22 protein-coding genes and 1 riboswitch are annotated in these 26376 nt (G+C 71.5%); of the genes, 17 read left to right on the top strand and 5 right to left on the bottom strand.

The window, feature by feature from the left end:
* Positions 1-3 precede the first annotated feature (3 nt).
* The 3 genes from ACO07H_RS05290 to ACO07H_RS05280 are packed head-to-tail and all read right to left on the bottom strand — an operon-like array spanning position 4 to position 7941.
* Positions 4-3114 carry a multidrug efflux RND transporter permease subunit gene (locus ACO07H_RS05290; RefSeq protein WP_422011886.1) on the bottom strand — a complete coding sequence of 1037 codons (3111 nt, stop codon included), beginning with the start codon at positions 3112-3114 and terminating at the stop codon, positions 4-6.
* Positions 3111-6293, bottom strand: coding sequence for a multidrug efflux RND transporter permease subunit (locus ACO07H_RS05285; protein ID WP_422011884.1), 3183 nt, complete (start codon positions 6291-6293; stop codon positions 3111-3113). The genes ACO07H_RS05290 and ACO07H_RS05285 overlap by 4 nt, the downstream gene beginning before the upstream one ends.
* Before the next feature lie 10 nt (positions 6294-6303).
* Positions 6304-7941, bottom strand: coding sequence for an MdtA/MuxA family multidrug efflux RND transporter periplasmic adaptor subunit (locus tag ACO07H_RS05280; protein WP_422011882.1), 1638 nt, complete (start codon positions 7939-7941; stop codon positions 6304-6306).
* Positions 7942-8059: 118 nt separating this feature from the next.
* Between ACO07H_RS05280 and pth the strand changes: the two genes are divergently transcribed.
* The 14 genes from pth (at position 8060) to ACO07H_RS05210 (ending at position 21603) form a co-directional block, all read left to right on the top strand.
* Entirely contained in the window at positions 8060-8692 is a 633-nt protein-coding gene (gene pth / locus ACO07H_RS05275) for an aminoacyl-tRNA hydrolase (protein ID WP_422011880.1), read from the top strand.
* On the top strand, positions 8689-9126 hold the full coding sequence (locus tag ACO07H_RS05270; protein WP_422011878.1) for a hypothetical protein: 438 nt from the start codon (positions 8689-8691) through the stop codon (positions 9124-9126). Before pth ends, ACO07H_RS05270 begins: the two co-directional genes overlap by 4 nt.
* Positions 9122-9353: riboswitch (cobalamin riboswitch) on the top strand. Its footprint overlaps the gene before it by 5 nt.
* 78 nt (positions 9354-9431) lie before the next feature.
* Positions 9432-11312 (top strand): TonB-dependent receptor plug domain-containing protein, encoded by a 1881-nt coding sequence (locus ACO07H_RS05265; protein ID WP_422011876.1) that lies wholly within the window; start codon positions 9432-9434, stop codon positions 11310-11312.
* Positions 11313-11322: 10 nt separating this feature from the next.
* Positions 11323-11880, top strand: coding sequence for a bifunctional adenosylcobinamide kinase/adenosylcobinamide-phosphate guanylyltransferase (gene cobU, locus ACO07H_RS05260; protein ID WP_422011874.1), 558 nt, complete (start codon positions 11323-11325; stop codon positions 11878-11880).
* Positions 11873-12730 (top strand): ABC transporter substrate-binding protein, encoded by an 858-nt coding sequence (locus tag ACO07H_RS05255; protein ID WP_422011872.1) that lies wholly within the window; start codon positions 11873-11875, stop codon positions 12728-12730. The genes cobU and ACO07H_RS05255 overlap by 8 nt, the downstream gene beginning before the upstream one ends.
* Complete coding sequence (locus ACO07H_RS05250) at positions 12727-13707, top strand: FecCD family ABC transporter permease (protein WP_422011870.1); 981 nt, start codon at positions 12727-12729, stop codon at positions 13705-13707. The genes ACO07H_RS05255 and ACO07H_RS05250 overlap by 4 nt, the downstream gene beginning before the upstream one ends.
* Positions 13708-13870: 163 nt before the next feature.
* Positions 13871-14629 (top strand): ABC transporter ATP-binding protein, encoded by a 759-nt coding sequence (locus ACO07H_RS05245; RefSeq protein WP_422011868.1) that lies wholly within the window; start codon positions 13871-13873, stop codon positions 14627-14629.
* A gap of 70 nt (positions 14630-14699) precedes the next feature.
* Positions 14700-15989 (top strand): cobyrinate a,c-diamide synthase, encoded by a 1290-nt coding sequence (locus ACO07H_RS05240; RefSeq protein ID WP_422011866.1) that lies wholly within the window; start codon positions 14700-14702, stop codon positions 15987-15989.
* Positions 15990-15995: 6 nt separating this feature from the next.
* The gene (gene cobO, locus ACO07H_RS05235) at positions 15996-16565 is read left to right on the top strand and encodes a cob(I)yrinic acid a,c-diamide adenosyltransferase (RefSeq protein ID WP_422011864.1); all 570 of its coding nucleotides are present in this window, start codon (positions 15996-15998) and stop codon (positions 16563-16565) included.
* Positions 16565-16900, top strand: a complete 336-nt coding sequence (locus ACO07H_RS05230; RefSeq protein WP_422011862.1) for a DUF1636 family protein — start codon at positions 16565-16567, stop codon at positions 16898-16900. The genes cobO and ACO07H_RS05230 overlap by 1 nt, the downstream gene beginning before the upstream one ends.
* Before the next feature lie 5 nt (positions 16901-16905).
* Complete coding sequence (gene cbiB, locus ACO07H_RS05225; protein WP_422011860.1) at positions 16906-17817, top strand: adenosylcobinamide-phosphate synthase CbiB; 912 nt, start codon at positions 16906-16908, stop codon at positions 17815-17817.
* 5 nt (positions 17818-17822) lie between these two features.
* The gene (locus ACO07H_RS05220; protein WP_422011858.1) at positions 17823-18818 is read left to right on the top strand and encodes an aminotransferase class I/II-fold pyridoxal phosphate-dependent enzyme; all 996 of its coding nucleotides are present in this window, start codon (positions 17823-17825) and stop codon (positions 18816-18818) included.
* On the top strand, positions 18815-20341 hold the full coding sequence (locus ACO07H_RS05215; RefSeq protein ID WP_422011856.1) for a cobyric acid synthase: 1527 nt from the start codon (positions 18815-18817) through the stop codon (positions 20339-20341). Before ACO07H_RS05220 ends, ACO07H_RS05215 begins: the two co-directional genes overlap by 4 nt.
* A gap of 107 nt (positions 20342-20448) precedes the next feature.
* A complete protein-coding gene (locus ACO07H_RS05210) occupies positions 20449-21603 on the top strand; it encodes an ATP-binding protein (protein WP_422011854.1) in 1155 nt (384 codons plus the stop codon).
* 6 nt (positions 21604-21609) lie between these two features.
* Here the strand turns inward: ACO07H_RS05210 and ACO07H_RS05205 are convergent, their stop codons facing one another.
* Entirely contained in the window at positions 21610-22296 is a 687-nt protein-coding gene (locus ACO07H_RS05205; RefSeq protein ID WP_422011852.1) for a response regulator transcription factor, read from the bottom strand.
* Positions 22297-22524: 228 nt separating this feature from the next.
* Here ACO07H_RS05205 and ACO07H_RS05200 point away from each other — a divergent pair, with 228 nt between their 5' ends.
* From ACO07H_RS05200 to ACO07H_RS05190, 3 genes are all read left to right on the top strand, one after another.
* Positions 22525-24279 (top strand): methyl-accepting chemotaxis protein, encoded by a 1755-nt coding sequence (locus ACO07H_RS05200; protein ID WP_422011850.1) that lies wholly within the window; start codon positions 22525-22527, stop codon positions 24277-24279.
* A gap of 22 nt (positions 24280-24301) precedes the next feature.
* Positions 24302-24820 (top strand): chemotaxis protein CheW, encoded by a 519-nt coding sequence (locus ACO07H_RS05195; protein WP_422011848.1) that lies wholly within the window; start codon positions 24302-24304, stop codon positions 24818-24820.
* Positions 24821-24897: 77 nt separating this feature from the next.
* Entirely contained in the window at positions 24898-25923 is a 1026-nt protein-coding gene (locus ACO07H_RS05190) for a S1/P1 nuclease (RefSeq protein WP_422011846.1), read from the top strand.
* Here ACO07H_RS05190 and ACO07H_RS05185 read toward each other — a convergent pair.
* Positions 25901-26173 carry a YfhL family 4Fe-4S dicluster ferredoxin gene (locus ACO07H_RS05185; RefSeq protein WP_422011844.1) on the bottom strand — a complete coding sequence of 91 codons (273 nt, stop codon included), beginning with the start codon at positions 26171-26173 and terminating at the stop codon, positions 25901-25903. The two genes, ACO07H_RS05190 and ACO07H_RS05185, sit on opposite strands and share 23 nt — an antisense overlap.
* Positions 26174-26376: the final 203 nt, after the last annotated feature.

Here is a 26376-nt window from a genome sequence, read left to right as displayed (position 1 = left end):
GGTTCAGATCGTGGCTTGGATGACAGGCAGGGCCGCGGGCGCACGGCGCTTCTTGCGGCTCAACCGGTCCATGCAGCAGAACACGACAGGGGTGGTGTAGAGGGTCAGCAACTGGCTGAGCAGCAGGCCGCCGACGATGGAGATGCCCAGCGGCACGCGCAGCTCGGCGCCTTCGCCCTGGCCCACCGCCAGCGGCACGGCGCCGAAGACGGCGGCCACGGTCGTCATCAGGATGGGCCGCAGCCGCAGCAGCGCGGCGCGGTAGATGGCGGCACCCGCCGTCAGGTGCCCGCCGCGCAGCTCGGCCTCGCGGCGGGCCGAGATGGCGAAGTCCAGCATCATGATGGCGTTCTTCTTCACGATGCCGATCAGCAGGATGACGCCGATCAGCGCAATGATGGAGAAGTCGGTCTTGAAAGCCAGCAGCGCCAGCAGCGCGCCCACGCCGGCCGACGGCAGCGTGGACAGGATGGTGATCGGGTGGATGAGGCTCTCGTAGAGCATGCCCAGCACCAGGTAGATGGTCACGATGGCCGCGAGGATGAGCAGCGGCTGCGACTTCAGCGACGCCTGGAAGACCTGGGCCGTGCCCTGGAAGCTGCCGCGCACCGACACCGGCGCACCGCTGCCGGCCACCGCGTCGTTGACCGCGGTCACCGCGTCCGACAGCGACACGCCGGCCGCGAGGTTGAAGCTGATGGTGCTGGCCGGCGTGCCGCTCTGGTGGCTGACGGCCAGCGGCGTGCTCGTCGTCTCCACCCGCGCCACGCTCGACAGCGGCACCTGCTGGCCGCCGCTGCTGGTCAGCAACAGGCGGTCCAGCGTCTGCGGGCTCTGCAGCCAGACGGGCGCCAGCTCCATGACGACGCGGTACTGGTTCAGCGGGTTGTAGATGACGCCGACCTGGCGCTGGCCGAAGGCGTCGTTGAGCACGCTGTCGAACGCACCCATCGTGATGCCCAGCCGCGCCAGCGCGTCGCGATCGACGACCAGCGAAGTCTGCGTGCCCTTGTCCTGCTGGTCGGTGTTGACGTCGGTGACCTCCGGGATCTCGGTCAGCGCGCGGCGGATGCGCGGCTCCCAGGTGCGCAGGTCGGCGAGGTCGTCGGCCTGCAGCGTGTACTGCCAGGCCGCGTTGGACTGCCGGCCGCCGACGCGGATGTCCTGCACCGGCGCGAGGAACAGGTTGGCCCCCGGCACCCTGGCCAGCTTGCCGCGCAGCCGGTTGATGACGTCGTCCACGCTCTCCTTGCGCTCGCTGCGGGGCTTCAGGCTGATGAACATGTTGGCGCTGTTGCGCTGGCCGCCGCCGGTGAAGCCGGTCACGTGGGCCACGGCCGGGTCGGCGCGCACGATGTCGCTGAAGGTGCGCAGCTTGAGCTGCATGGCCTGGAAGGAGCTGGCCTGGTCGGCCTGCACGCCGCCGATCATCAGCCCGGTGTCCTGCTGCGGGAAGAAGCCCTTGGGGATGGTCATGTACAGGTGCACGTTCAGCGCGACGACGCCGGCCAGCACCCCCAGTGCCAGCGGCTGGTGGCGCAGCGTCCAGCGCAGCGTGCTGCGGTAACCCCGCGCCAGCCAGGCGCCGACCCGGCCGACGGCACGACCGAAGCGGCCCGGCGGCTTGGCCTCGGCGTGCGGGCGCAGCAGCGTGGCGGCCATCATCGGCGTGGTCGTCAGCGACACCACCATGGACACGAGGATGGCCACCGACAGCACGACCGCGAACTCGCGGAACAGCCGCCCGACGATGCCGCCCATCGCCAGGATGGGGATGAACACGGCGATCAGGCTCAGCGAGATGGACACGACGGTGAAGCCGATCTCGCGTGCGCCCTTGAGCGCCGCGTCGCGCGGCGCCATGCCGCGCTCGATGTGGCGCGAGATGTTCTCCAGCACGACGATGGCATCGTCCACGACGAAGCCGGTGGCCACCGTCATGGCCATCAGCGACAGGTTGTCGACGCTGTAGCCCAGCAGGTACATGAAGCCGCAGGTGCCCGCCAGCGACACCGGCACGGCCACCGCCGGCAGCAGCGCCGCGCGCAGCCGGCGCAGGAAGACGAACACCACCACGATGACCAGGCCGAACGAGATCGCCAGCGTGCGCTGCACCTCCTGGATGCTGCCGCGGATGGTGGTCGTGCGGTCCATGACGACGTTGACGTCGATGCTGGGCGAGATGGATGCACGCAGCTGCGGCAGCAGGCTGCGCACGGTGTCGACCGTCTTGATGATGTTGGCACTCGGCGCCTTGTTCAGGATCAGCAGCACGGCGGACTTGCCGTCGGCCAGGCCGTCGTTGCGGATGTCCTGCACGCTGTCCTGGATGTCGGCCACGTCGCGCAGCCGCAGCGCCGCGCCGTTCTTGTAGCTCAGCACCAGCGGCGCGTACTCGCTGGCCTGCTTGGCCTGGTCATTGGCGACGATCTGCCAGTAGCGACTGTCGTCCTCCAGCATGCCCTTGGGGCGGTTCGCGTTCGTCGCGACGACGGCAGAGCGCACCTGCTCCAGCGAGATGCCGTTGGCCGACAGCTTGTTCGGGTCCAGCTCGATGCGCACCGCCGGCAGCGCGCCGCCGCCCACGGTGACCTGGCCCACGCCCTCCACCTGCGACAGCCGCTGCGCGAGCACCGTGCTCGCGGCGTCGTACATCTGGCCGCGCGTCAGCGTGTCCGAGGTCAGCGACACGATCATGATGGGCGCGTCGGCCGGGTTGACCTTGCGGTAGGTCGGGTTGCTCGGCATGCCGCTGGGCAGCAGCGCGCGCGACGCGTTGATGCCAGCCTGCACGTCGCGGGCGGCGCCGTCGATGTCGCGGCTGAGGTCGAACTGCAGCGTCACGCGCGAGCTGCCCAGCGACGACGACGAGGTGATCTCGGTGACGCCGGCGATGCTGCCCAGCGTGCGCTCCAGCGGCGTGGCGACGGTGGCCGCCATCGTGTCGGGGCTGGCGCCGGGCAGCGACGCGCTGACCGAGATGGTCGGGAACTCGACCTGCGGCAGCGGCGCGATGGGCAGCAGCAGGTAGGCGATGGCGCCGGCCAGCGCGATGCCGCAGGTGATCAGCGCCGTGCCGATGGGGCGCTCGATGAAGACGCGCGACAGGTTCACGCCGCCGCCTCCGCCTCGGGCTTGCCGTCACCCTTGTTGCGGTGGCGCCTGAGCCGCGCGGCCATCGAGCTGAAGCCCAGGTAGATGACCGGCGTGGTGAACAGCGTGAGCAACTGGCTGACGATGAGGCCGCCCACCATGACGACGCCCAGCGGGTGGCGCAGCTCGCTGCCCACGCCCGTGCCCAGCATCAGCGGCAGCGCGCCCAGCAGCGCGGCCATCGTGGTCATCAGGATGGGGCGGAAGCGCAGCAGGCAGGCCTCGTGGATGGCCTCGCGCGGCGACTTGCCGTGGTCACGTTCGGCCTCCAGCGCGAAGTCGATCATCATGATCGCGTTCTTCTTGACGATGCCGATCAGCAGCACGATGCCGATGATGGCGATGATGTCCAGATCCAGCCGGAAGGCCAGCAGCGCCAGCAGCGCGCCCAGTCCCGCGGACGGCAGCGTGGACAGGATGGTCAGCGGGTGGATGGTGCTCTCGTAGAGCACGCCCAGCACGATGTACATCGTCACGATGGCCGCCAGGATCAGCAGCAGCGTGCTGCTGAGCGAGGCCTGGAAGGCCAGCGCCGCGCCCTCGAAGCGCGTCTCCACGCTCAGCGGCAGCTGCAGCGCATCGACCTCGGCGCGGATGCCCTTGACCGCCTCGCCCAGCGACGCACCGGGCGCGAGGTTGAACGAGATGGTCGCGGCCGGGAACTGCGCGACGTGATTGACGGCCAGCGGCGACAGCCGCTCGCTGAAGCGCGCGACCGAGCTCAGCGGCACCTGCGTGTTGTTCGCGCCGGGCACATACAGCCGCTGCAGCCCGTCCAGGCCCTGGCGGTAGCCGGGCGCCACCTCCAGCACGACGCGGTACTGGTTGCTCTGCGTGAAGATGGTCGAGATGAGACGCTGGCCGAAGGCGCTGTACAGCGCGCTGTCGATGGCGGCCACGCTGACGCCCAGCCGCCCGGCCGCGTCGCGGTCGATGTCCACGTAGGCCTGCAAGCCCTTTTCCTGCTGGTCGCTGGCCACGTCGGCGATGGACTTCACGTCGTGCAGCCGCTCCAGCACGGCCGTCGTCGAGCGGCTCAGCTCGGCCGCGTCGGGTGAACTCAGCGTGAACTGGTACTGGGTCTTGGCGATGCGGTCCTCGATGGTCAGGTCCTGCACCGGCTGCAGGAACAGCGCGATGCCGGGCTCCTCGGCCACCGCGTCGGTCAGCCGGCGCGAAATGGCCGCGGCGCTCTCGCCGCGCTCGTCCTTGGGCTTGAGCGTGATCTGCAGCCGCCCCTGGTTCAGCGTCGTGTTGCCGCCGTCCACGCCGATGAAGGACGACACGCTCTGCACGGCCGGGTCCTTCAACACGCGCTCGGCGATGCGCTGCTGGTGCTCGGCCATCGCGGCGAACGAGGTGGACTGCGCCGCCTCCGTGATGCCCTGGATCTGCCCCGTGTCCTGCACCGGGAAGAAGCCCTTGGGCACCAGCAGGTACAGCACACCGGTCAGCACCAGCGTCGCCAGGAAGACGACCAGCGTCGCGGCCGAGCGGTCCAGCACCCAGTCCAGCATGCGGCCGTAGGCGGCGATGGTGTCGTCGAAGGCCTTGCCGACGCGGTGCCACAGCCGGCCGTGGTCCTCCTCGCGTTCATGCTTGAGCAGCCGCGCGCACATCATGGGCGTCAGCGTCAGCGACACGAAGGCCGAGATCAGGATGGACACGGCCAGCGTGATCGCGAACTCGTGGAACAGGCGCCCCACCACGTCGCCCATGAACAGCAGCGGGATCAGCACGGCGATCAGCGACACCGTCAGCGAGATGATGGTGAAGCCGATCTGCTGGGAGCCGTCCAGCGCCGCCTGCAAGGGCGTGACCTTGCCACCGCCCGCCTCCGCGCCCGTCACATCGGCGGCGCCGACATGGCCCTGCCCCTCTTCGAGGTGCCGGGCAATGTTCTCGATCATGACGATGGCGTCGTCGACGACGAAGCCCGTGGAGATCACCAGCGCCATCAGCGTCAGGTTGTTGATCGAGAACCCCGCCATGTACATGACGCCGAAGGTGCCCACCAGCGACACCGGCACCGCGACGGCCGGGATGACGGTGGCCGGCACGCTGCGCAGGAACACGAAGATGACGCCGATGACCAGCACAACAGCAAACAGCAGCTCGTGCTGCACGTCGGTCACCGACGCGCGGATGGTCGTCGTGCGGTCCGACAGGATCTGCACCTCCAGCGACGCCGGCAGGCTGGCCTGCAGTTGCGGCAGCACCGCGCGCACGCGGTCCACCGTCTCGATGACGTTAGCACCCGGCTGGCGCTGCACGTTCAGGATGACGGCCGACGTGGACGCCTGGCCCGCCTGGCCGGCCCAGGCCGCCAGGCGCAGGTTCTCGGCGTCGTCCACGATCTGGGCCACGTCCTTGAGCCGCACGGCGTTGCCGTTCTTGTAGGCGATGACGAGGCTGGCGTACTCGGCGGCACTGCGCAACTGGTCGTTGGCGTCCAGCGTGGACGCGCGCAGCGGGCCGTCGAAGCTGCCCTTGGACTGGTTGACGTTGGCGGCCGAGATGGCCGTGCGCACGTCGTCGATGGACAGGCCCAGCGTGGCCAGCGCGCCCGGGTTGGCCTGGATGCGCACGGCCGGCCGCCGGCCGCCGGCGATGGCCACCATGCCCACGCCCGGCACCTGCGAGATCTTCTGCGCCAGCCGGCTTTCCACGAGGTCGTGCACGCGCGGCACGGGCAGCGTCGTGGAGCTGACGGCGATGGTCAGCACCGGCGCATCGGCCGGGTTGACCTTGCTGTAGACCGGCGGCATGGGCAGGTCGGTGGGCAGCAGGTTGCTGCCGGCGTTGATGGCCGCCTGCACCTCCTGCTCGGCCACGTCCAGCGTGACGCTGAGGTCGAAGCGCAGCGTGATGACCGACGCGCCGCCCGAGCTGGTGGACGACATCTGCGACAGGCCCGGCATCTGGCCGAACTGGCGCTCCAGCGGCGCGGTGACGGAGGACGTCATCACGTCCGGGCTCGCACCGGGGTACAGCGTCGTGACCTGCATGGTCGGGTAGTCGACCTCGGGCAGGGCCGACACCGGCAGCAGCCGGTAGGCCAGCGCGCCGGCCAGCACGATGGCCAGCATCAGCAGCGAGGTCGCGACCGGCCGCTCGATGAAGAGGCGTGACGGGTTCATCGAGCGGGCCTCACTGGCCGCCAGCGGCTGCGGACGCGGCGCGGCGCTGCTGGAACCAGGCGCGGCGCTCCTCGTCGCTCATGGCCTTGAGCTTGTCGACCATCTCGGGCGGCACGCGGTCCATCCAGCGCGGGCGCTCGCCCTCGGCATGTGCGCCCGAAGCGGCGCCCGGCGCGGCGCCGAGCAGCGGGGCGGCCGGCGCCGAGCCGGGGTAGGCGGGTGGTCGGGCCTCGCGCTGGGCCGGTGCGGATGCAGAAGCCGGCGCGGAGCCTGCATGCTGCTGTATCCACGCACGGCGGTCCTCGGGGCTCATGGCCTTGAGCTTGTCCACCATCTCCGGCGGCACGCGCTCCATCCAGTTGCGGCGGCCGCCGTCGCCCCCGGCCGCGCCCGAGGCGCCGCCGGCCGGCGCCTTGATGACCTCGGCCTTGCCACCGTCGCGCAGGCGGTCAGCGCCATCGGTGACGACCTGGTCGCCAACCTTCAGATCACCCTGCACGCCCGTCGACTCGCCATCCACGGCAAGCACCTGCACGCGACGCAGCGCGACCTGGCCATCGGCGGCCACGTAGACGAAGGTGCCGGGCGAACCACGCTGCACGGCCGCGGTGGGCACGACGAGCACGTTCTTCAGCGTGTCCAGCTGCAGGCGCACGTTGACGAACTGGTTGGAGAACAGCGCGTTGTCCTTGTTCGGGAACAGCGCCTTCACCTTGATGGTGCCGGTGCTGGCGTCGATGGCGTTGTCGGTGCTGTCCACGCGGCCCTGGGCCAGCATCTGCTTGTGCTCGCGGTCCCAGGCCTGCACGGCCAGCGGCTGCTTGTCAGCCAGCTGCTGGCGGATGCGCGCCAGCCGCGCATCGGGCACGGCGAAGACGACGGCCGCGGGCTGTGTCTGCGCGATGGTCAGCAGGCCGTTGACGTCGCTGGGCGTCACGCTGTTGCCGAGGTCGGCCTGCTTCAGGCCGGCCTGGCCCGAGATCGGTGCGGTGACCTTGGTGTACGACAGCTGCAGCCGGGCGTTGTCCAGCGTCGCCTTGTCGGACAGCAGCGTCGCCTCAAGCTGGCGCACCAGCGCCTGCTGCGTGTCCAGCTGCTGGCGCGGCGCGGCTTCCTTGGCGACCAGGTCCTGGTAGCGGACCAGGTCGGCGCGGGCGTTCTCCAGTTGCGCCTGGTCGCGGGCGAGCGCCGCAGCGGCCTGGTCGCGCGCGATCTCGAAGGCGCGCGGGTCGATCAGCGCCAGCACCTGGCCCGCCTTCACCGGCTGGCCTTCCTTGAAGTAGATGGCCTTCAGCTCGCCGCTGACCTTGGCGCGCACCACGGCCGTGTTGGCCGCCGCGATGCTGCCGATGGCATCCACCGCGACCGGCAGGTCGCGACGCTGCACGGCCGCGACGGACACCGGCTGCGCACCGGTGCGGCCGAAGCGGCCGCCGCCAGCGGCACCGCCGGCACCACCCGGGCGGCCGGCACCGCCTCCGGCGCCCGACGCCGCCGAGGCCGCACCCGCCGGGCCGCCGGCCCCCTCGCTGCTGCGGCCCTTCCACCACCAGCCGGCCAGCGCCACGCCGATGACGACGATGACGACCAGCACCCAGGTCCTGGCCTTGCCTGTCGACGTGCTGCGCTTGGAATCCTTGTTCTTCATGTTCGAGTTCACTCCTGGAGCGGTGGTGCAGTGTCCCGCCGCAATGTAGCTGGCGGATTGCTGGCCGACCATGGCTTCCGGCACCCGGCGGGACCCCGACAGGACCTAGGATGACGCCATGATCCGTTTGCTTGTCGGCCTGGGCAACCCAGGCTCCGAATACGAAGACACCCGCCACAACGCCGGCTTCTGGTGGATTGACGGCCTGGCGCGCGGCCTCAAGGTCAGCCTGGCGCCGGACAAGGCCTACCACGGCCTCGTCGCGCGGGCCAACAACGCCCCGGGTGCCAGCGGCCCGATCTGGCTGCTGCAGCCCATGACCTACATGAACCTCTCCGGCAAATCGGTGGCGGCGCTGGCGCGCTTCTTCAAGATCGCGCCGGACGAGATCCTGGCCATCCACGACGAGCTGGACCTGCCGCCCGGCGAGATGAAGTTCAAGAAGGGCGGCGGCAACGGCGGCCACAACGGGCTCAAGGACATGCAGGCCCAGCTCGGCAGCGCCGACTTCTGGCGGCTGCGGCTGGGCATCGGCCACCCGGGGCACCGCGACGAGGTGGCCGGCTACGTGCTGCGCCGCCCGCCGCTGGCCGAACGCCAGGCGGTGGAGGACTGCATCGAGAAGAGTTACGGGGCCGTCGAGCTGATGCTGCGCGGCGAGATGGACAAGGCCTTGGCCAAAATTCACGCCAAGCCGCCGCGCCCCAAGCCCCCCAAACCGCAGCCGCCGCAGGACACTCCAGCCTCATGAAACCCCTGCTGCCGGCCCTGGTCGTTGCCCTGTCCGCGCTCGCCGCCCCGGCCGCGCCGGCGCAGACGCAGGTCAAGCGCGCCCAGGTCTACCGCTGCGGCCCGGACGGCCGCGACCTGCGCGACTCGCCCTGCCCCGGCGTGGGCGCGGCCAGCAGCGTCGACTACGACCAGCCCGGCGCGGCCGACAGCAAGGCCGCCCGCGAACGCCATCTCGCCGAGGCCCGGCAGGCCACGGCCCTCGCGCAGGCCCGCCGCGCCAGCGAGGCCGAGGCGCGCGCCCAACGCACCGCTGCCGTCGGCCTGCAACGCCTGCCACCGCCCGCCACGGCCGCCAGCGCCACCGCGACGACCGCGCCGCCCCGGCGCCCGCACATGGCCCGCGCGCACAAGCCGGCCAAACCGGCCCAAGCGGCCTCCGCAACCGGCCGATAGAATCCGCGCCGTTGGTGCTCGCGCCCGGTCTCAAGCCGGGTGCAGTTCAACGGGAATCAGGAGGGCGGCCCACACCGTGGCGAACCTAACCTGAGCTGTCCCCGCAACGGTAAGCGAACGAGGCCTCACGGCCTCTCTGTTTGACCACAAGCCACTGGTGCCTGCACTGGGAAGGCGTCAAGCAGCGGTTCGCCAGCCCGGATACCGGCCAACGACGGGGCTGCCGCGCGCAATAACGCAGCAGCCGTTTTTCAGCCTTGCTGCGGGGGTCAGCGCGGCTGAGTGTTCGTTCGCGTCTGATTTCCATGTCCCACACCCTGCTCGCGGCCAGTCGGCCCGCGTCCGTCCTTTTCGCACTGTCCACCCTGGCCGTGGCCGCATCCGCGCACGCCCAGGCGCTGAACAAGCTCGACACCGTCGTCACCACCGCCACCCGCACACCGCAGCGCCTGGCCGACGTGCTGGCCGACCTGACCGTCATCACCCGCGCCGACATCGAGCGCCAGGCCTCCGCCAGCCTCGGCGACCTACTGCGCAACAACGGCTGCGCCGAGATGGTCCGCAACGGCGGCCCGGCCTCGACCACGTCGCTGTACCTGCGCGGCGCCGAGACGCGCCACACGCTGGTGCTGGTCGACGGCGTGCGCGTGGACTCGCAGTCCACCGGCGGCGCGAGCTGGCAGGGCATCCCCCTCGGCCAGATCGAGCGCGTCGAAGTGCTGAAGGGCCCGGCCAGCGCCATCTACGGCTCCGACGCCGTCGGCGGCGTGGTGCAGATCTTCACCCGCAAGGGCGGCAGCAAGACCGCGCTGGACCTGGGCGTGGCCGCCGGCAACCTCGGCACGCGCAAGGCCGACGCCGCCGTCTACGGCAGCGCCGGCATCTTCGACTACGCGCTGTCCGCCGGTGTCGACCGCAGCGATGGCTTCAACGCGACGACGCTGGACAACGCCTTCGGCTACGTGCCCGACCGCGACGGCTACCGCCGCTACGAGGCGAGCGCGCGCCTGGGCGCGCAGCTGGCCGAGGGCCACCGCGCCGAGGTCGTCGCGATCCGCAGCCACGTCAACGGCCAGTACGACGCGTCCAAGAGCAAGCCGCTGGTCGACGACCACACGCTGCAGGACACCGACGCCGCGCGCCTGTCCTGGACCGCGCAGTGGTCGCCCGCGCTGCAGACGCAGCTGAGCTACGGCGAATCGCGCGACCGCTACGAGACGACGCCGTCGCCTTACCTGACCATCACGCGCATCAAGAACCTGGCGCTGAGCGGCTACTACCAGCTCGCGCAGGGCCAGCAGATCACCTTCACCGGCGAGCGCGACGAGGACAAGCTGGAGAACAGCAGCCTGGTCGCCACCGACAAGATCGGCAAGCGCAGCCGCAACGCGGTCGGCGCGGGCTACATCCTGAACGCCGGCGCGTTCGGCTTCCAGGCCCACGCCCGCCACGACGACGACAGCCAGTTCGGCGGCGTCGACACCGGCACGCTGTTGGCTGGTTATGAAGTGGCGCCCGGCCTGCGTGTCGTCGGCTCCATCGGCAACGCCTTCCGCGCGCCGACGGTCTACCAGCAGGCGTCCCTCTACGGCCCGCTGAGCAAGCCCGGCACGCCGCTGCTGGAGGCCGAGAACGGCCACAACGTCGAGTTCGGCCTGAAGTACGCCGCGGGCGACAACGAGATCTCGGCCACCGCCTACCGCAACCGCGTCAGCAACCTGATCATCTTCGGCGCCGCCGGCCCCTGCAGTTATGGCTTCGGCTGCTACCAGAACGTCGCGCTGGCACGCCTGCAAGGCCTGACCCTGGCCGGCGGCACCAAGGTCGCGATGGTCAACCTGAAGGCCACGCTGGACCTGCAGGCGCCCAAGGACGTCAACACCGGCCTGCTGCTGGCCCGCCGCGCCAAGCGGCTGGGCACGGTCAACGCCGACACCGAGCTGGGCGACTGGCTGCTGGGCGCCGGCGTGCAGTGGTCGGGCGCGCGCTTCGACAACGCGGCCAACACCCGCAAGCTGGGCGGCTACGGCCTGATGAACCTGAGCGCGCAGTACAAGATCAGCCGCGAGCTGAAGATGCAGCTCAACGTCGACAACGCGTTCGACCGCGACTACACGACGGCCTACGGCTACGCGTCCGCGCCGCGCACGGTGCTGGTGTCGCTGCGCTGGTCCCCCCAGCTCTAAGCTGCAGAGGATGAGCTTGCACGACCTCATCGTCGGCGGCCAGCGCAGCGGCAAGTCGCGCCAGGCCGAGCGGCTGGCGCTGCGCTGGCAGGCCGGCGGCGGCCGCGTGGTGGTCATCGCCACCGCGCTGGCCGCCGACGACGAGATGCGTGCGCGCATCGCCCACCACCGCGCCACGCGGCCGGCGGGCTTCGACACGCTCGAAGCCCCGCTGCGCCTGAGCGCGGCCCTTCAAGAAGTCGACGACGCCGGCACGCTGGTCATCGTCGACTGCCTGACGCTGTGGCTCACGAACTGGCTGATGCCCATGGACGGCGCGCCCGACGAGGCCGGCTGGCTCGCCGAACGCGACGCGCTGCTGGCGCTGCTGCCGGAGCTCTCGTCCACCGTCGTCTTCGTGTCCAACGAGGTCGGCTGGGGCATCTCGCCGCTGGGCCGCGAGGTGCGCGACTATGTGGACGAACTCGGCCGGCTGAACCAGGACGTGGCCCGCCGCTGTGGCCAGCTGACACTGATGGTCGCGGGCCAGCCCTGGACCCGGACCATCGAGGAAGCCTCCGATGCTTAAGCATTTGTTCCTGTCGCTGCTGCTCGCCTGCACGCTGCCCGCCCGGGCCATCGACATCAGGGACGACCTGGGCCACACGACCACGCTGGCCGCACCGCCGCAGCGCATCGTCAGCCTGCTGCCGTCGCTGACAGAGACCGTCTGCGAGCTGGGCGCCTGCGCGCGCCTGGTCGGCGTCGACCGGTATTCCAACTTCCCCGCCAGCGTGAACGCGCTGCCCAAGCTGGGCGGCATGGACGACACCAATGTCGAGCTGATCGCGTCGCTCAAGCCCGATGTCGTGTTCGTGGCCGTGTCCTCGCGCGTGGCCGACCGGCTGCGCGGGCTGGGCATGAAGGTCATCGCGCTGGAGCCGCGCAGCTACCGCGACGTGCAGCGCGTGCTGGACACCATCGGCCTGGCGCTGGGCGTGCCGGACGCCCAGCGCGTGTGGCGCTACATCGAGGCCGGCGTCGCCGCCGCGGCCGCCAGCGTACCGGCCCAGGCGCGCGGCCTGCGCGTGTACTACGAGGTCGCGCCCGGCCTGTACGCGGCCGGCACGGTCTCCTTCATGGGCGAGACGCTGACGCGGCTGGGTGCGGGCAACATCATTCCGCCCGACCTCGGGCCCTTTCCCAAGATCAACCCCGAGTTCGTCGTCAAGGCCAACCCGGCGCTCATCATGGTCGGTGCACGCGGCGCGCAAGGCCTGACCGAGCGCCCCGGCTGGCACAGCATCGACGCCGTCCGGCGCGGCCGCATCTGCATCTTCAAGCCCGAGGAAGGCGACATCCTCGCCCGCCCGGGCCCGCGCATGGCCGAGGCCGCGCAGATCATGGCCAAGTGCCTGCGCGAGAAGGCGGCCCCGTGAACCTGCGCCCCGGCCTGCTGCTCGCGCTGCTGCTGGGCGTCGGTGTGCTCGGCATCGTCGCCGGCGTGGCCACCGGCAGCACGGGCTGGGCCCACCTCGGCGACGAAGGCATGGGCCTGATCCTGTGGGAGATCCGCCTGCCCCGCTCCCTCGGCGCGTGGTGGGCCGGCGCGCTGCTGGGCATGGCCGGCGCCATCTCGCAGGGCCTGTTCCGCAACCCGCTGGCCGACCCCTACCTGCTGGGCAGCGCGTCCGGCGCGCAGCTGGCGGTGGCCGTCACGCTTGCGCTGACGGGCACGGCCGCGCACAACGCCTCGCTGCTGACGCACCTGGGCCTGACCGGCGTGGCCTTCATCGGCACGCTGGCCGGCGTGAGCCTCACGCTCGTGCTCGCGCGCGGCGTGGAGCAGACGCTGCGGCTGCTGCTGGCGGGCGTGGTCGTCGGCGTGGTGCTGAACGCGCTGACCAACCTGGCCACGCTGTGGTCGCCGGACATCCTGCGCGCCATGCAGGCCTTCCTGCTCGGCAACACCGGGCTGCTGGGCTGGCGCAGCGTGACCGTGATGGCGGCCTGCGGCGTGGCGGCGGCGCTGGTCGGCCTGCTGGCCAGCCCGGCGCTGGATGCACTGACGCTGGGCGAGTCCACCGCCGCGTCGCTGGGCGTGCGCCTGCCCACCGTGCGGCTGCTGCTCGTCTTCGCGTTCGCCCTCGCGGTGGGCGCGGCCGTGGCGCAGACGGGCATCGTCGCCTTCGTCGGCCTCGTCGCCCCCCACCTCGTGCGTGCCGTGTGCGCCACGCTGCACGGCTGGCTGATCGTGCTGTCGGCCGCGGCCGGCGGCGCGCTGCTGCTGGCGGCGGACGTGATCGCCCGCGCCGTCATCCGGCCACAGGAGCTGCCGGTGGGGCTGGTCACCGCGCTGGTCGGCGGGGTGTACCTGCTGGTGCTGATGCACCGCCGCGGAGCGCCCCGGAAATGAGGCCCCTCGCCCAGCCCTGCGGCGCTGCACGCGCGCATGCCCGGTCGGTCCCTCGAGGGGGTGGCGATGCTTGCGGCATGGAGCCGCAAGCCCATCGCCAGCGCGGACCGGCTTGGGAGCGGCCCGGCGCTCGGCCCGCAGGATTCATGCGAAAGCAACCGACATGACTGCGCTGTACGCCCGCATCACGCGCGTGCGCATCGACGGGCGCGACCTCATCCGCGACATCGACCTGAGCATTGCGCAGGGCCGCTGGACGGCCATCGTCGGCCCCAACGGCGCGGGCAAGTCCACGCTGCTGCGCGCCATCGCCGGCCTGCAGCGCTGCGACGGCGAGACGACGCTGGCCGGCCGGCCGCTGCACGCATGGCCGCCGCGCGAACGTGCCCGCCAGCTCGCCTGGATGGGCCAGCAGGAGACCGGCGCCGACGACCTGACCGCGCTGGACGTGGTGCTGCTGGGCCGCCTGCCGCACCGCCCCTGGCTCGTGCCGCCCACTGCGGCCGACCACGACGCCGCACGGGTGGCGATGGAGGCGACGCAGAGCTGGGCCTGGCGCGAACGCCGCCTGGGCTCGCTGTCCGGCGGCGAACGCCAGCGCGTGCTGCTCGCCCGGGCACTCGCCGTGCAGGCGCCGCTGACGCTGATGGACGAGCCGCTGGCCCACCTGGACCCGCCGCACCAGGCCGAATGGATGGCACTGGTGCGCGAGCGCGTGGCGGCCGGCCACAGCGTCGTCAGCGTGCTGCACGAACTGCACCTGGCACTGCAGGCCGACCACCTCGTGCTGATGGCCGATGGCCGCATCGTGCACACCGGCGAACCGGCCGACCCGGCGCTGCACGACGCGCTGCGGCGCGTCTTCGGGCCCAGCCTGCGCATCGTGCAGCTCGAAGGCCGCTGGGTGGCCCTGCCGCTATGAGCTCCGCACGGCGGCCCGAAGGGGCTCGGCGCCTGCCCGGCGGGACCGCGCGCAGCGCGAAGGGTGCGCCATGACCGCCTGCCCCGCCCTCTTCATCAGCGCGCCGTCGTCGGGCTCCGGCAAGACCAGCGTGACCGCGGCCATCGCGCGCAGCCAGGCGCGCCGCGGCAAGCGGGTGCGCGTGTTCAAGACCGGGCCGGACTTCCTCGACCCCACCATCCTCGAACGCGCCAGCGGCCACCCGGTCTACCAGCTCGACCTGTTCATGGGCGGCTTCGCGCATTGCCAGGCGCTGCTGGTCGACGCGGCGCGCGAGGCCGACCTCATCCTCGTCGAAGGCGTCATGGGCCTGTTCGACGGCGACCCGAGCAGCGCGGACCTCGCCGCCGCCTTCGGCCTGCCGGTCGTCTGCGTCATCGACGCCTCGGCCATGGCCCAGACCTTCGCGGCGGTGGCCACCGGCCTGCAGCGCTTCAGGCCCGAACTGCGCCACTGCGGCGTCATCGCCAACCGCGTGGGCAGCGCCGCGCACGGCCGCATGCTGGGCGAAGGCCTGCCCCGCGACCTGCCGCTGATCGCGGCCTTGCCGCGCGACGCGGCGCTCAGCCTGCCCGAGCGCCACCTCGGCCTCGTGCAGGCGCTGGAGCAGCCCGCGCTCGACGCGCAGCTGAACGCCTGGGCCGATGCCTGGGAGGCGGCCCTGCGACCCGGCTTCCCCTTCAAGTCCCAGCGCTTCGAGGCCGACGCCGAACCGCCGCGGCCGCGACTGCTGCAAGGCCGGCGCATCGCCATCGCGCGCGACGCCGCCTTCGGCTTCATCTACCCGGCCAACGTGGACACACTGCGGGCGCTGGGCGCCGAGCTGGCGTTCTTCTCGCCCATCCGCCACGAAGCGCTGCCCGACTGCGATGCACTGTGGCTGCCGGGCGGCTACCCCGAGCTGCACGCCGACGCGTTGCGCGCCCATCCGACGCTGTTCGCCGCCCTCGCCGCCCACGTGGCGGCGGGCCGGCCGCTGCTGGCCGAATGCGGCGGCATGCTGGCGCTGCTGGAGGCGCTGACCGACGTCGACGGCCGCGCGCATGCCATGGCCGGCGTGCTGCCCGGCGACGCCCGCGTGCAGCCGCGCCTGGCGGCGCTCGGCCTGCAGGCCATCGCCTGGCCCGAGGGCCCGCTGCGCGGCCACAGCTTCCACCACTCGACGCTGGACACGCCGCTCGCCCCCATTGCGCAGGCCAGCAACCCCAACGGCGGCCGCACGGCCGAGGCGCTCTACCAGCACGGCTCGCTGCGTGCGAGCTACATCCACCACTACTTCCCGTCCAACCCCGAGGCCGTCGCGGCCTTCTTCGCAGGCTGAGCGCAGATGCAAATCGAACAACCCCCGGTCGACCGCGAACGCGTCATCCCCAGCGGCGAGCGCCGCGGCCTGGTGCTGGTGCACACGGGCGATGGCAAGGGCAAGAGCACGGCCGCCTTCGGCCTGGCGCTGCGCGCCCATGGCCGCGGCAAGCCGGTGCTGGTCTACCAGTTCATGAAGGTGCCCAGCGCGCGCTTCGGCGAGCACCGCGTGTTCGAGCAACTGGGCGTGCCCATCATCGGCCTGGGCGACGGCTTCTCGTGGAAGAGCAAGGACCTGGAGCACTCCGCCGACCTGGCCCGCGAAGGCTGGGCGCGCGCCGAGAGCAGCATCCGTGGCGGCGAGCATTTCCTCGTCGTGCTGGACGAGATCATGTACCCGCTGCGCTACGGCTGGGTGTCGCTGGACGCGGTGCTGGCCTGCCTGCGCGAGCGGCCTTCGCATGTGCACGTGGTGCTGACGGGGCGGGGCGCGCCGGCCGAGCTGATCGCGCTGGCGGACACGGTGACGGAGATGACGATGGTCAAGCATCACTACCGGGCGGGTGTGCCGGCGCAGCGCGGCATCGAGGACTGATGGACACCCTGACCATCTGCACCACCTGCGCCGACGGCCAGGGCCGGGCGCTGCTCGAAGCCGTCGAGAACGAGGCGCTGGCGCGCGACTGGCCGCTGCCCGTGCGCGGCCAGGCTTGCATGTCGGCCTGCAGCCGCAGTTGCACGGCGGCGCTGCAGGGCGCGGGCAAGCACAGCTACCTGTTCGGGCAACTGGCGGCGGACGCGGCCAGCGTCGAGGCGCTGCTGGACGTGGCCGCCCAGCATGCGCAAGCCGGCGACGGCCTGCTCGCCTGGGACCGCCGGCCCGAGCGGCTCAAGGGCGGCCTCATCGCCCGCCTGCCGCCGCTGGCGTGACGGCCATGGCGCTGCTGCTGCCGCTGGCGATTGGGGTGGCCCTGCTGGTGGACCGGCTGGGCGAACCGCCCACCTGGGCGCACCCGGTCGTGGGCATGGGCCGCTATCTCGGCCTGTTCAGGCTGACCCGGCTGCCGCCGGCCCTGGGCTTCATGGCCGGCGCACTGGCCTGGCTGGTGGGCGCGGCCCTGGTGGCCTTCATCGCGCTGTGGCTGGAGGGCTGGGTGCTGATCGCGCTCCAGCCCTGGGCGTCGCCGCTGCGCCTCATCGGCGCCGCGGCACTGATCGGCCTGCTGCTGAAGCCGCTGCTGGCCTGGGCGCTGCTGGCCGACGAGGTGCTGGCCGTGGAGACGGCGCTGGCCGAATCTCTGGATGCGGGCCGCGCGCGGCTGTCGCGCTTGGTCAGCCGCGACACGTCGGCACTCAGCGCGGTCGAGGTGCGCGAGGCCGCCATCGAGACGCTGGCCGAGAACCTGAACGACTCCGTCATCGCGCCGCTGTTCTGGTTCGCCATCGCCGGCCTGCCGGGTGCGGCGCTCTACCGCTTCGCCAACACGGCGGACGCGATGTGGGGCTACCGGGACGAGCGCGAGTGGAGCGGCAAATGGGCCGCGCGCGCGGACGACCTGCTGTCCTGGCTGCCAGCCCGCCTGACGGCGCTGGTGCTGATGCCGCCGTCGCTGCGCGCGCTGCTGCACGAGGCGCGCCGCACGCCGTCGCCCAACAGCGGCTGGCCCATGGCCGCGATGGCGCTGCGGCTGCACGTGCGCTTGAGCAAACCCGGCGTCTACACGCTGCACGCGGCCGGCCGGCCCGTCCAGGCGGGCGACCTGCACGCCGCATGCAACGCCGCCCGGCAGGCCGTCATCGCCGGCACGGTGCTGCTGGCGGCGCTGGCCTGGGCGCTCAGGGGCTGAACGCGATGCAGCCCCTGACGCCCGTGCATGGCGGCCCGGACGACGGGCCGCCGGCCGTACACGATTTCTCCACCAACGCCAGCCCGCTGGGCCCGCCGCCTGCGCTGATGAGCGCCGTGCAGCAGGCCGACCGCCGCACCTACCCCGACCCGGCCTACCGCGCGCTGCGCCGCCAGCTCGGCCGCGCCCATGGCGTGGACGCCGAGCGCGTGCTGCCCACGGCCGGCGGCGCCGAAGGCCTGCGCCGCCTGACGCTGGCCGCGATGCTCGCCGGCCGCCGTGAGGTCTGGGTGCCGCAACCTGGCTTTGGCGACTACGCGCTCGCGGCGCAGGCGCTGGGCCTGGCCGTGAAACCCTATGCCGACCCGGCGGACATCCGCCCGATGGTGCCGGCGCTGGTGTGGTGCTGCGAGCCGTGCAACCCGACCGGCGAGAGCCTCGAGGCCTTGCCGGCGCTGGCGAGCGAGCACCTGGTCGTGGTGGACCGCGCCTATGAACCCCTGCGCCTGCACGGCACCGCGCCGCCGCTGCCGCCCTCGGCCTGGCAGATGCACTGCCCCAACAAGGCGCTGGGCCTGACGGGCGTGCGCGCGGGCTACCTGGTCGCCCCCGCGCAGGATGACACCTGGGCACATGCGCTGTCGCTGGCGCCGAGCTGGGTGTTGTCGGCCGAGGGCGTGGCGATGCTCGGCCACTGGCATGACACCGCCACGCAGGCCTGGCTGGCCGACGCCCGCGCGCAACTGGGCCCGTGGGCCGCCACGCAGCGCGGCATGCTCGCCGCGTGCGGCTGGACCGAACAGCGGCCGAGCTGCACCCCTTTCTGGCTGGCCCGCCCGCCGCGGCCCGACATCGCGCCGCGGCTGCGCGAGCGCGGCATCCGCGTGCGCGATGCGGCATCCTTCGGCCTGCCCGGCTGGGTGCGCGTGTCGGCCCAGCCGCCGCGCAGCCAGCGGGCGCTGCAGCAGGCGCTGCTTGATATCGAAAGCGAACTCTCATGACCGCCAAGGCAGTGATGGTGCTGGGCACGACCAGCGGCGCCGGCAAGAGCTGGCTCGCGACGGCGCTGTGCCGCTGGTATGCGCGCCAGGGGCTGAAGGTGGCGCCGTACAAGGCCCAGAACATGAGCAACAACGCGCGCGTCGTCCCGGGCCTGCATGACCGCCTTGGCGAGATCGGCAGCGCCCAGTACTTCCAGGCGCTGGCGGCGCGGCGCGTGCCCGAGGTGCGCATGAACCCGGTGCTGCTCAAGCCCGAGGCCGACACGCACAGCCAGGTCGTCGTGCTGGGCGACGTGGACGCCGAACTCTCGCGCCTGCCGTGGCGCCAGCGCAGCGCGCTGCTGTGGCCGCGTGCCGAAGGCGCGCTGCACGCGCTGATGGCCGAGAACGACGTGGTCGTCATCGAGGGCGCGGGCTCGCCGGCCGAGATCAACCTGGCGGCCAGCGACTACGTGAACCTGGGCACCGCGCGCGCATCGGGCGCGGCCTGCCTGCTGGTCACCGACATCGACCGCGGCGGCGCCTTCGCGCACCTGTACGGCACGCACCAGCTCATGCCCGCCGACGTGCGCGCACAGGTGCGCGGCTTCGTGCTGAACCGCTTCCGCGGCGATGCGGCGCTGCTGGCGCCCGGCCCTGAACAACTGCAGGCGCTGACGGGCGTGCCCACCATCGCCACGCTGCCGATGTGGCGCGGCCACGGCCTGCCGGAGGAGGATGGCATTCATGACGACCCCGGGCCCGCGAGTACGCAGGCCGCCCCCCAGGGGGGCCCGGCCGCCCTTGGGAGCGGCCCGGCGCGCGGCCGGAGCGACGACGCGACCACCGGCGCCGGCCTGCACATCGCCGTCATCGCCTACCCGCGCATCTCCAACCTCGACGAGTTCCAGCCGTTGCGGCAGTTGCCCGGCGCGCGGCTGTCCTGGGCACGCGAACCCCGCGACCTGGCCGGCGCAGACTGGATCGTTCTGCCGGGCAGCAAATCCACCGCAGCCGACCTCGCCTGGCTGCGCGCGCAGAAGCTCGACGCCGCCATCAACACCCACCGCGGTCGCGTGCTGGGCATCTGCGGCGGGCTGCAGATGCTGGGCGAGGCGCTGGTGGACACACACGGCGTGGACGGCAATGCGCCGGGCCTGGGCCTGCTGCCGCTGGTGACCGTGTTCGAGCCGGACAAGCGGCTGCGCAGCACGCAGTTCCGCTTCAGTGACGAACTGGATGCGCCCTGGCAGGCGCTCACCGGCGTGCAGGCCGCGGGCTACGAGATCCGCCACGGCCGCACCCAGCCTCACCCGGGCCTGCCCGCGCCGCGCGTGGCGCTGCGCAACGCGGCGGGCGAGGCGGTGGGCTGGCAGGCCGACCGGGTGCTGGGCCTGTACGCACATGGCCTGTTCGAGCAGCCGGCCGTGCTGCAGGCGCTGTTCGACGCCGGCGTGCGCCCGCTGGACGCCGTCTTCGACGGCCTGGCCGATTTCATCGACGGCCATTTCGCGGCGGGGACGTTGGCTGGCCTGATCGCGTGAGCCCCCCCCATCGCCTCAGCGCATGGGCCCACCGGGCCGTCGAAAGTCCGCACGGGCCGCGCATTGCGCTCAGAATGGCGGCGTCAACCGCCTCTTGAAGCGACCCCATGACGGACGATCTTGGTTCGGACGCCGACTACCACATGCGTCTCCTGGTCGACCGCGTGCCGTCGATGCTGGCGTACTGGGACCACCACCTGATCTGCCGGTTTGCGAACCGTGCCTATGAGGCCTGGTTCGGCGTCGACCCGGACCGCCTGCTCGGCACGTCGATCCGCGATCTGCTCGGCCCGGAGCTGTTCGCGATGAACCGCCCCTACATGCTCAAGGCGCTCGCGGGGGAGCGACAGGTGTTCGAGCGCATGGTGCCAGGGCCGGGCGGCATCCAGCGCCAATCCCTGGCCGAATACATCCCCGACCGCGTCGACGGCGAGGTGCGCGGGTTCCTGGTTCAGGTCACCGACGTGAGCGAGCTGAAGGAGACGCAGGCGGCCCTGCAGCGCGAGAACCAGCTTCGGGTCCAGATCGAGGCCCATGCGGCCCAGCTCCAGGCCTTGCTGGCGGAGCGCACGCAGATGCTGGACGTGCTGGCGCACGAAGTGCGGCAGCCCCTGAACAATGCGTCGGCCGCGCTGCAAAGCGCCATGGGCTCGCTGCGCGCCAGCGGCGACGGGTTCACGTCGGACCGGGTGCTGAGGGCGCAGGGGGTGCTGTGCGATGTGCTGGGCAGCATCGACAACACCCTGGCCGTCGCGTGCTTGCTCGCCAGGCCCGAGCCGATACAGCGGGACGACGTGGACATCGCCACCCTGGTCGCGGTGGCCATTGCCGACATGCCCGCCGAGGAGCGGGGCCGTATCCAGATTCAGCGCGACACCCCCACGCGCACCGCGCTGATGGACATGAGCCTGATGCGCCTGGCGCTGCGCAACCTGCTGTCCAACGCGCTGAAGTTCAGCCCACCAGGGTCTGCCGTGCAACTGCGCATCGGCGACTGCGACGAGCCGCCCGCGCTGCTGATCGACGTGACCGACCACGGCGCGGGCATCCCCGCAACGCTGCTGCCGCAGCTGTTCACGCGCGGCGGCCACGGCAGCGGCGCCCACGGCAGCGGCCTGGGCCTGGGCCTGGGCCTGGGCCTGTACATCGTCGAGCGCGTCATGTCCTTGCACGGCGGCACGGCCGAACTGCTGAACACCGGCCCCGGCGGCACGACGCTGCGGCTGGTCGTCACGCAGGCCGATCCCGGCGCGTCGCGCTGAGGCCCGTCAGATCGCCTTCAGCGGCGCCCGGAAGGCGTAGCCGATGCCGGACTTCGCCTGCAACGGCGCCGCCGCCGACGTGGCGCGCTCGATGCGCCGGCGAAGGCGAAACACCGTGCCGTTCAAGCCGCCAGAGGACTCGGGGTCCGGCGCGCCGCCCAGGCGCACCAGCAGGGTTTCCCGCGGCACGACATCACCGTTGGACTCGACGAAACATTCCAGCAGTGCCCGGTCCCGCGCACTCAGATCGACGCGCGCGCCATCGGGGGCCAGCAACTGGCCCAGCCGCCGGTCCAGGTGCCAAGTCTGCTGCACCAGGCCCGCCACGCCCGCGCGCCGCTGCACCGCCTCGATGGCCACGGCCACCTGTTCAAACTGCACGGGCTTGGCCAGGTACATGTCGGCACCGGCCTGGATGACCTGCTTGAATGTGTCGGCTCCCAGGCGCCCCGAGACGACGAGGATGCCGGCGCTGGTGCGGCGGCGCAGCACGTTCATCAGGTCGATGCCGTCCACGCTCGGCAGCATCAGGTCGGTGACATAGAAGTCGTGGCTGTACGGCTGGGCGCTGGCCAGCAGGTCGGCACTGTCCGCATACGTGGTGACTTCGATGCCGAGGCCGCGCAGATGGCGGGACAAGCCGTCCGTGTAGGGAAGGTCGTCGTCGATCAGCGCCAGGGTGTTGGGCAGCATGGCGCGCAGGATGGGGCTTCGCGGGCGGGGATTCAACCCCAGAGTTGCTGGCGCGTCGCCACCGTCGATCCGCATGAGAAATTACCGCAAACCCATCATGCGCGAATAAATTCGTTACCAAAAACATTTGTTCGCGATGACACTGGCGGCACGCAATCGACGCCCCAAGCGTGGAGTGCGGCCCTGCACTACCGCACCCACCCATCCGCACCGCCAGGAGCCCGCGACATGAAAAACCTCAGCGTAAAAAACCAACTGATGATCGCGTTCGGCGCGCTCGTCATCCTCGTGCTGTTCGTCAGCCTGCTGGGGCTGCACAGCCTGAGCGGCGCGAATGACCGGTTCTCGGGCTATGTCAGCGGCGCGGCCGAACGCGAGAACCTGGCCACGGACGTGCGCATCTTCGCCAACCGCCGTGCCATCGGCGTGCGCGACATGGTGCTGGTCAAGACGGCGGCTGATCGCGAGTCGGCCAAGACCATGGCGGTCAAGGCCAACGAAGACCTGCAGGTGAGCCTGAAAGCGCTGAAGGACGCCCTCGCGGGCGCGCCCGATGCCACCGAGCATGATCGGGCGCTGGTGGCTGCGATCGACAAGGTCGAGTCCCAGTACGGCCCCGTCGCCGTGGCCATCGTCGGGCTGGCTGCCTCCGGCAAGATCGACGAGGCCGTGGACAAGATGAACATCGAATGCCGTCCCCTGCTGGCATCGCTGCTCGCCGCGACCAAGGACTACATCACCTACAGCCAGGCGCAGGCGAAGCTCAATGTCGCGGCGTCTGCCGCCGCCTACGCCAGCCAGCGCACGATGATGCTGGGCATCAGCGCCTTCGCGGTGGCGGTGGCCGTGGTGCTGGGGTGGTTGATCACGCGCCGCCTGGTGACGGCGCTCGGCGCCGAACCGGCCGATCTCAGCGACGCCGCCCAACGTGTCGCCCAGGGCGACCTCAGCCCGCTGCGGGGCGCGGATGACGCCGCCGAAGGCAGCGTGCTGGCCTCGATGGGCAAGATGCAGGGGCAGCTCGTCGGCCTGATCAGCCAGGTGCGGACGTCCGCCGACAGCATCGCCACCGCCAGTGCCCAGATCGCACAGGGCAACAACGACCTCTCCAGCCGCACCGAAGAACAGGCCTCCGCGCTGGAGGAAACGGCCGCGTCGATGGAGGAGCTCAGCGCCACCGTCAAGCAGAACGCCGACAGCGCCCGTCAGGCCAACCAGCTGGCCCAGGGCGCCAGCGCCGTGGCCATCAAGGGCGGCGACGTGGTGGGCCAGGTCGTGCAGACCATGAAGGGCATCAACGACAGCTCCAGGAAGATCGCCGACATCATCGGCGTCATCGACGGCATCGCCTTCCAGACCAACATCCTGGCGCTGAACGCCGCGGTGGAGGCGGCCCGGGCCGGCGAGCAGGGCCGCGGCTTCGCCGTCGTCGCCTCCGAGGTGCGCAACCTCGCGGGCCGCTCGGCCGAGGCGGCCAAGGAGATCAAGACGCTGATCGGCGCCAGCGTCGAACGCGTCGAACAAGGCTCGGTGCTGGTCGACCAGGCGGGCACGACGATGACCGAAGTCGTCGCCTCCATCCAGCGCGTGACGGACATCATGGGCGAGATCAGCGCCGCGAGCACCGAGCAGAGCGCGGGCGTCAGCCAGGTGGGTGAAGCGGTCACGCAGATGGACCAGGCGACGCAGCAGAACGCGGCGCTTGTGGAGGAAAGCGCCGCGGCCGCCGAGAGCATGAAGGTGCAGGCGCAACAACTGGTGCAGGCGGTGGCGGTGTTCAAGCTCGCCGACGAACGAGGCCACGCCACGACAACGGCCGGCTCGACGCCTGTGGTGGAACGACGTTCACCGGACCGGGCAAAGAACGTCATCCGGCCCGCCTTCAAGGCCAAGCCTGCCGCGCGCAAGGCGGCGTCCTCCGAGCCCACGCCGCTGCCCCAGGCGCGCAGCAAGACGGGCACCGACAACTGGGAATCGTTCTGAACGCAGCGCGAAGGCAAACGACATGAACATGCTTGTACAGACCCATCGCGTGGACACGCGAACCGTGGCCGCGATGCCCAAGGAGTTCCTCAGTTTCCGTCTGGGCGGCGAGGAGTACGGCATCGACATCCTGCGCGTGCAGGAGATCCGCCGCTATGAAGCGCCCACCCGCATCGCCAACGCAGCGCACTTCATCAAGGGCGTCATCAACCTGCGCGGCGTCATCGTGCCCATCGTCGACCTGCGCCTGAAGCTCGGCTGCGAGAGCGCCGACTACACCGACTTCACCGCGGTCATCGTGCTGAACCTCAGCGACCGCGTGATCGGCGTGGTGGTCGACTCGGTGTCGGACGTGCTGGAGCTGGGCGCCGACAGCATCAGGCCCGTGCCCGAGATGAGCTCATCCGTGGGACCGGGCTTCATGCTGGGCATCGGCTGCATCCGCACCGGCGACGTGGAGCGCATGCTCATCCTGACGGACATCCAAGCCCTGATGAGCAGCGACGAGATGGGGTTGATGGCTGCGGCGGCGCTGCATTGAGCGGCGGCTGAAGCGGCGCCCGGCGCCGCGGTGGAAAAGGGCAAGATGCCGGCCTGAATCCATCCTTCGGAGAGGCCATGCGCCACCTGTTCGCCGCGGCAGCCGCCGCGGCCACCCTCACCCTGCCGCTGCCTGCGCTCGCCTGGCGCTCGGACGGCCACCAGACCGCCGCGACGATCACGGCCGCCCTCATCAAGGGCACGCCGGCCGAGGCCCGCGTGAAGGCGCTGCTGGGCGACCTGACGCTGGCCGACGCCGCCGTGTGGGCCGACTGCGCCAAGGGCATCAAGCCCGACAGCGGCTACCGCTACCCGTCGCCCGGCCGCTATGCAAGCTGCGCGCCGATGGAGACGCCCGAGCACATCGCCGAGATGGCGGACTACGTGCGCCGCAACTTCCGCCAGTGCCATCCGCACGCCGGCGAGGAGGACTGCCACCAGCAATACCACTACACCGACGTCGCGCTGCAGCGCAGCCGCTACATCGAGGGCTTCGCGGGCACCAGCAGCCACGACATCGTGGGCGCGATGCAGGCGGCCATCCGGGTGCTGCAGGGCCAGCCCGCGACGGCGCCGATGGACTTCAAGTCACCGCGCGAGGCGCTGCTCGTGCTGGTCCACCTGGTGGGCGACCTGCATGAGCCGCTGCACGTCGGCACCGCCTACCTCGACACCCAGGGCCGCTACGTCGACCCCGACAAGACGGGCCTGGACCCCGACAGCGTCACCACCGGCGGCAACAGCCTGCACGTCGCCGGCACGCCACTCACCGGGCCAGGGTCGCTGAACCTGCACACCGTGTGGGACCTGGTGCCCGAGACCTTCAAGCCCCGGCACGTCGATGCTGCCTGGCTGGCGCAGGCGCGCCAGGTGCCCCCCGACGGCGGCAGCCCGCTCGACTGGCCAGCGCGCTGGGCCAGCGAGTCACTGCAGCAGGCGAACGTCGCCTTCGAGGGCCTCGCGTTTTCGCCCAAGCAGGGCGCGAACTGGGACGTCGGCCTGCCGCGCGGCTACGACGCCCGGGCCGACGCCATCAAGCACAGGCAGCTGGCGCTGGCCGGCGCACGGCTGGCCGGGTTGCTCAGGACGCTGTTCCCGCAGTAGGCGGGGCCGCCGTCAAACGCCGGTACTTCTGCATCAGCGTCTCGCGCGTCTCGATGTGCGCCGGGTTGAGCGGGATGCAGGCGACCGGGCACAGCATCACGCACTGCGGCTCGTCGAAATGGCCCACGCACTCGGTGCACTTGCCCGGGTCGATCTGGTAGAACTCCTCGCCCATGCTGATCGCCTGGTTCGGGCAGGCGGGTTCGCAGACGTCGCAGTTGATGCATTCGTCCGTGATCATCAGCGCCATGCCACACCTCCACCCGGCTGGCGGACGAACACGGCACGCGCCTGCATGCGCGCGCCGCGCGTGGCGGGGCAAGGCATGCCTTGCCGATTCCCGCCCCGCGTGTCCGTGATCATCAGCGCCATGCCACACCTCCACCCGGCTGGCGGACGAACACGGCACGCGCCTGCATGCGCGCGCCGCGCGTGGCGGGGCAAGGCATGCCT

Origin of the sequence: Roseateles sp., assembly GCF_965229315.1 — a bacterium.
GTDB lineage: Bacteria > Pseudomonadota > Gammaproteobacteria > Burkholderiales > Burkholderiaceae_C > Pelomonas.
Note: the sequence above shows the minus strand (reverse complement) of the source record. Positions and strands in the feature narration are given on the sequence as shown.

Bases quoted from the DNA above. Each gene is read 5' to 3' on its own strand.
- ACO07H_RS05230 (WP_422011862.1), top strand. From the start codon at position 16,565: ATGGACACCCTGACCATCTGCACCACCTGCGCCGACGGCCAGGGCCGG.
- ACO07H_RS05190 (WP_422011846.1), top strand. From the start codon at position 24,898: ATGCGCCACCTGTTCGCCGCGGCAGCCGCCGCGGCCACCCTCACCCTG.
- ACO07H_RS05195 (WP_422011848.1), top strand. From the start codon at position 24,302: ATGAACATGCTTGTACAGACCCATCGCGTGGACACGCGAACCGTGGCC.
- ACO07H_RS05215 (WP_422011856.1), top strand. From the start codon at position 18,815: ATGACCGCCAAGGCAGTGATGGTGCTGGGCACGACCAGCGGCGCCGGC.
- cbiB (WP_422011860.1), top strand. From the start codon at position 16,906: ATGGCGCTGCTGCTGCCGCTGGCGATTGGGGTGGCCCTGCTGGTGGAC.
- ACO07H_RS05240 (WP_422011866.1), top strand. From the start codon at position 14,700: ATGACCGCCTGCCCCGCCCTCTTCATCAGCGCGCCGTCGTCGGGCTCC.
- ACO07H_RS05220 (WP_422011858.1), top strand. From the start codon at position 17,823: ATGCAGCCCCTGACGCCCGTGCATGGCGGCCCGGACGACGGGCCGCCG.
- ACO07H_RS05245 (WP_422011868.1), top strand. From the start codon at position 13,871: ATGACTGCGCTGTACGCCCGCATCACGCGCGTGCGCATCGACGGGCGC.
- cobU (WP_422011874.1), top strand. From the start codon at position 11,323: ATGAGCTTGCACGACCTCATCGTCGGCGGCCAGCGCAGCGGCAAGTCG.
- cobO (WP_422011864.1), top strand. From the start codon at position 15,996: ATGCAAATCGAACAACCCCCGGTCGACCGCGAACGCGTCATCCCCAGC.
- ACO07H_RS05210 (WP_422011854.1), top strand. From the start codon at position 20,449: ATGACGGACGATCTTGGTTCGGACGCCGACTACCACATGCGTCTCCTG.
- ACO07H_RS05265 (WP_422011876.1), top strand. From the start codon at position 9,432: ATGTCCCACACCCTGCTCGCGGCCAGTCGGCCCGCGTCCGTCCTTTTC.
- ACO07H_RS05200 (WP_422011850.1), top strand. From the start codon at position 22,525: ATGAAAAACCTCAGCGTAAAAAACCAACTGATGATCGCGTTCGGCGCG.
- pth (WP_422011880.1), top strand. From the start codon at position 8,060: ATGATCCGTTTGCTTGTCGGCCTGGGCAACCCAGGCTCCGAATACGAA.
- ACO07H_RS05205 (WP_422011852.1), bottom strand. From the start codon at position 22,296: ATGCTGCCCAACACCCTGGCGCTGATCGACGACGACCTTCCCTACACG.
- ACO07H_RS05185 (WP_422011844.1), bottom strand. From the start codon at position 26,173: ATGGCGCTGATGATCACGGACGAATGCATCAACTGCGACGTCTGCGAA.
- ACO07H_RS05285 (WP_422011884.1), bottom strand. From the start codon at position 6,293: ATGAACCCGTCACGCCTCTTCATCGAGCGGCCGGTCGCGACCTCGCTG.
- ACO07H_RS05270 (WP_422011878.1), top strand. From the start codon at position 8,689: ATGAAACCCCTGCTGCCGGCCCTGGTCGTTGCCCTGTCCGCGCTCGCC.
- ACO07H_RS05255 (WP_422011872.1), top strand. From the start codon at position 11,873: ATGCTTAAGCATTTGTTCCTGTCGCTGCTGCTCGCCTGCACGCTGCCC.
- ACO07H_RS05280 (WP_422011882.1), bottom strand. From the start codon at position 7,941: ATGAAGAACAAGGATTCCAAGCGCAGCACGTCGACAGGCAAGGCCAGG.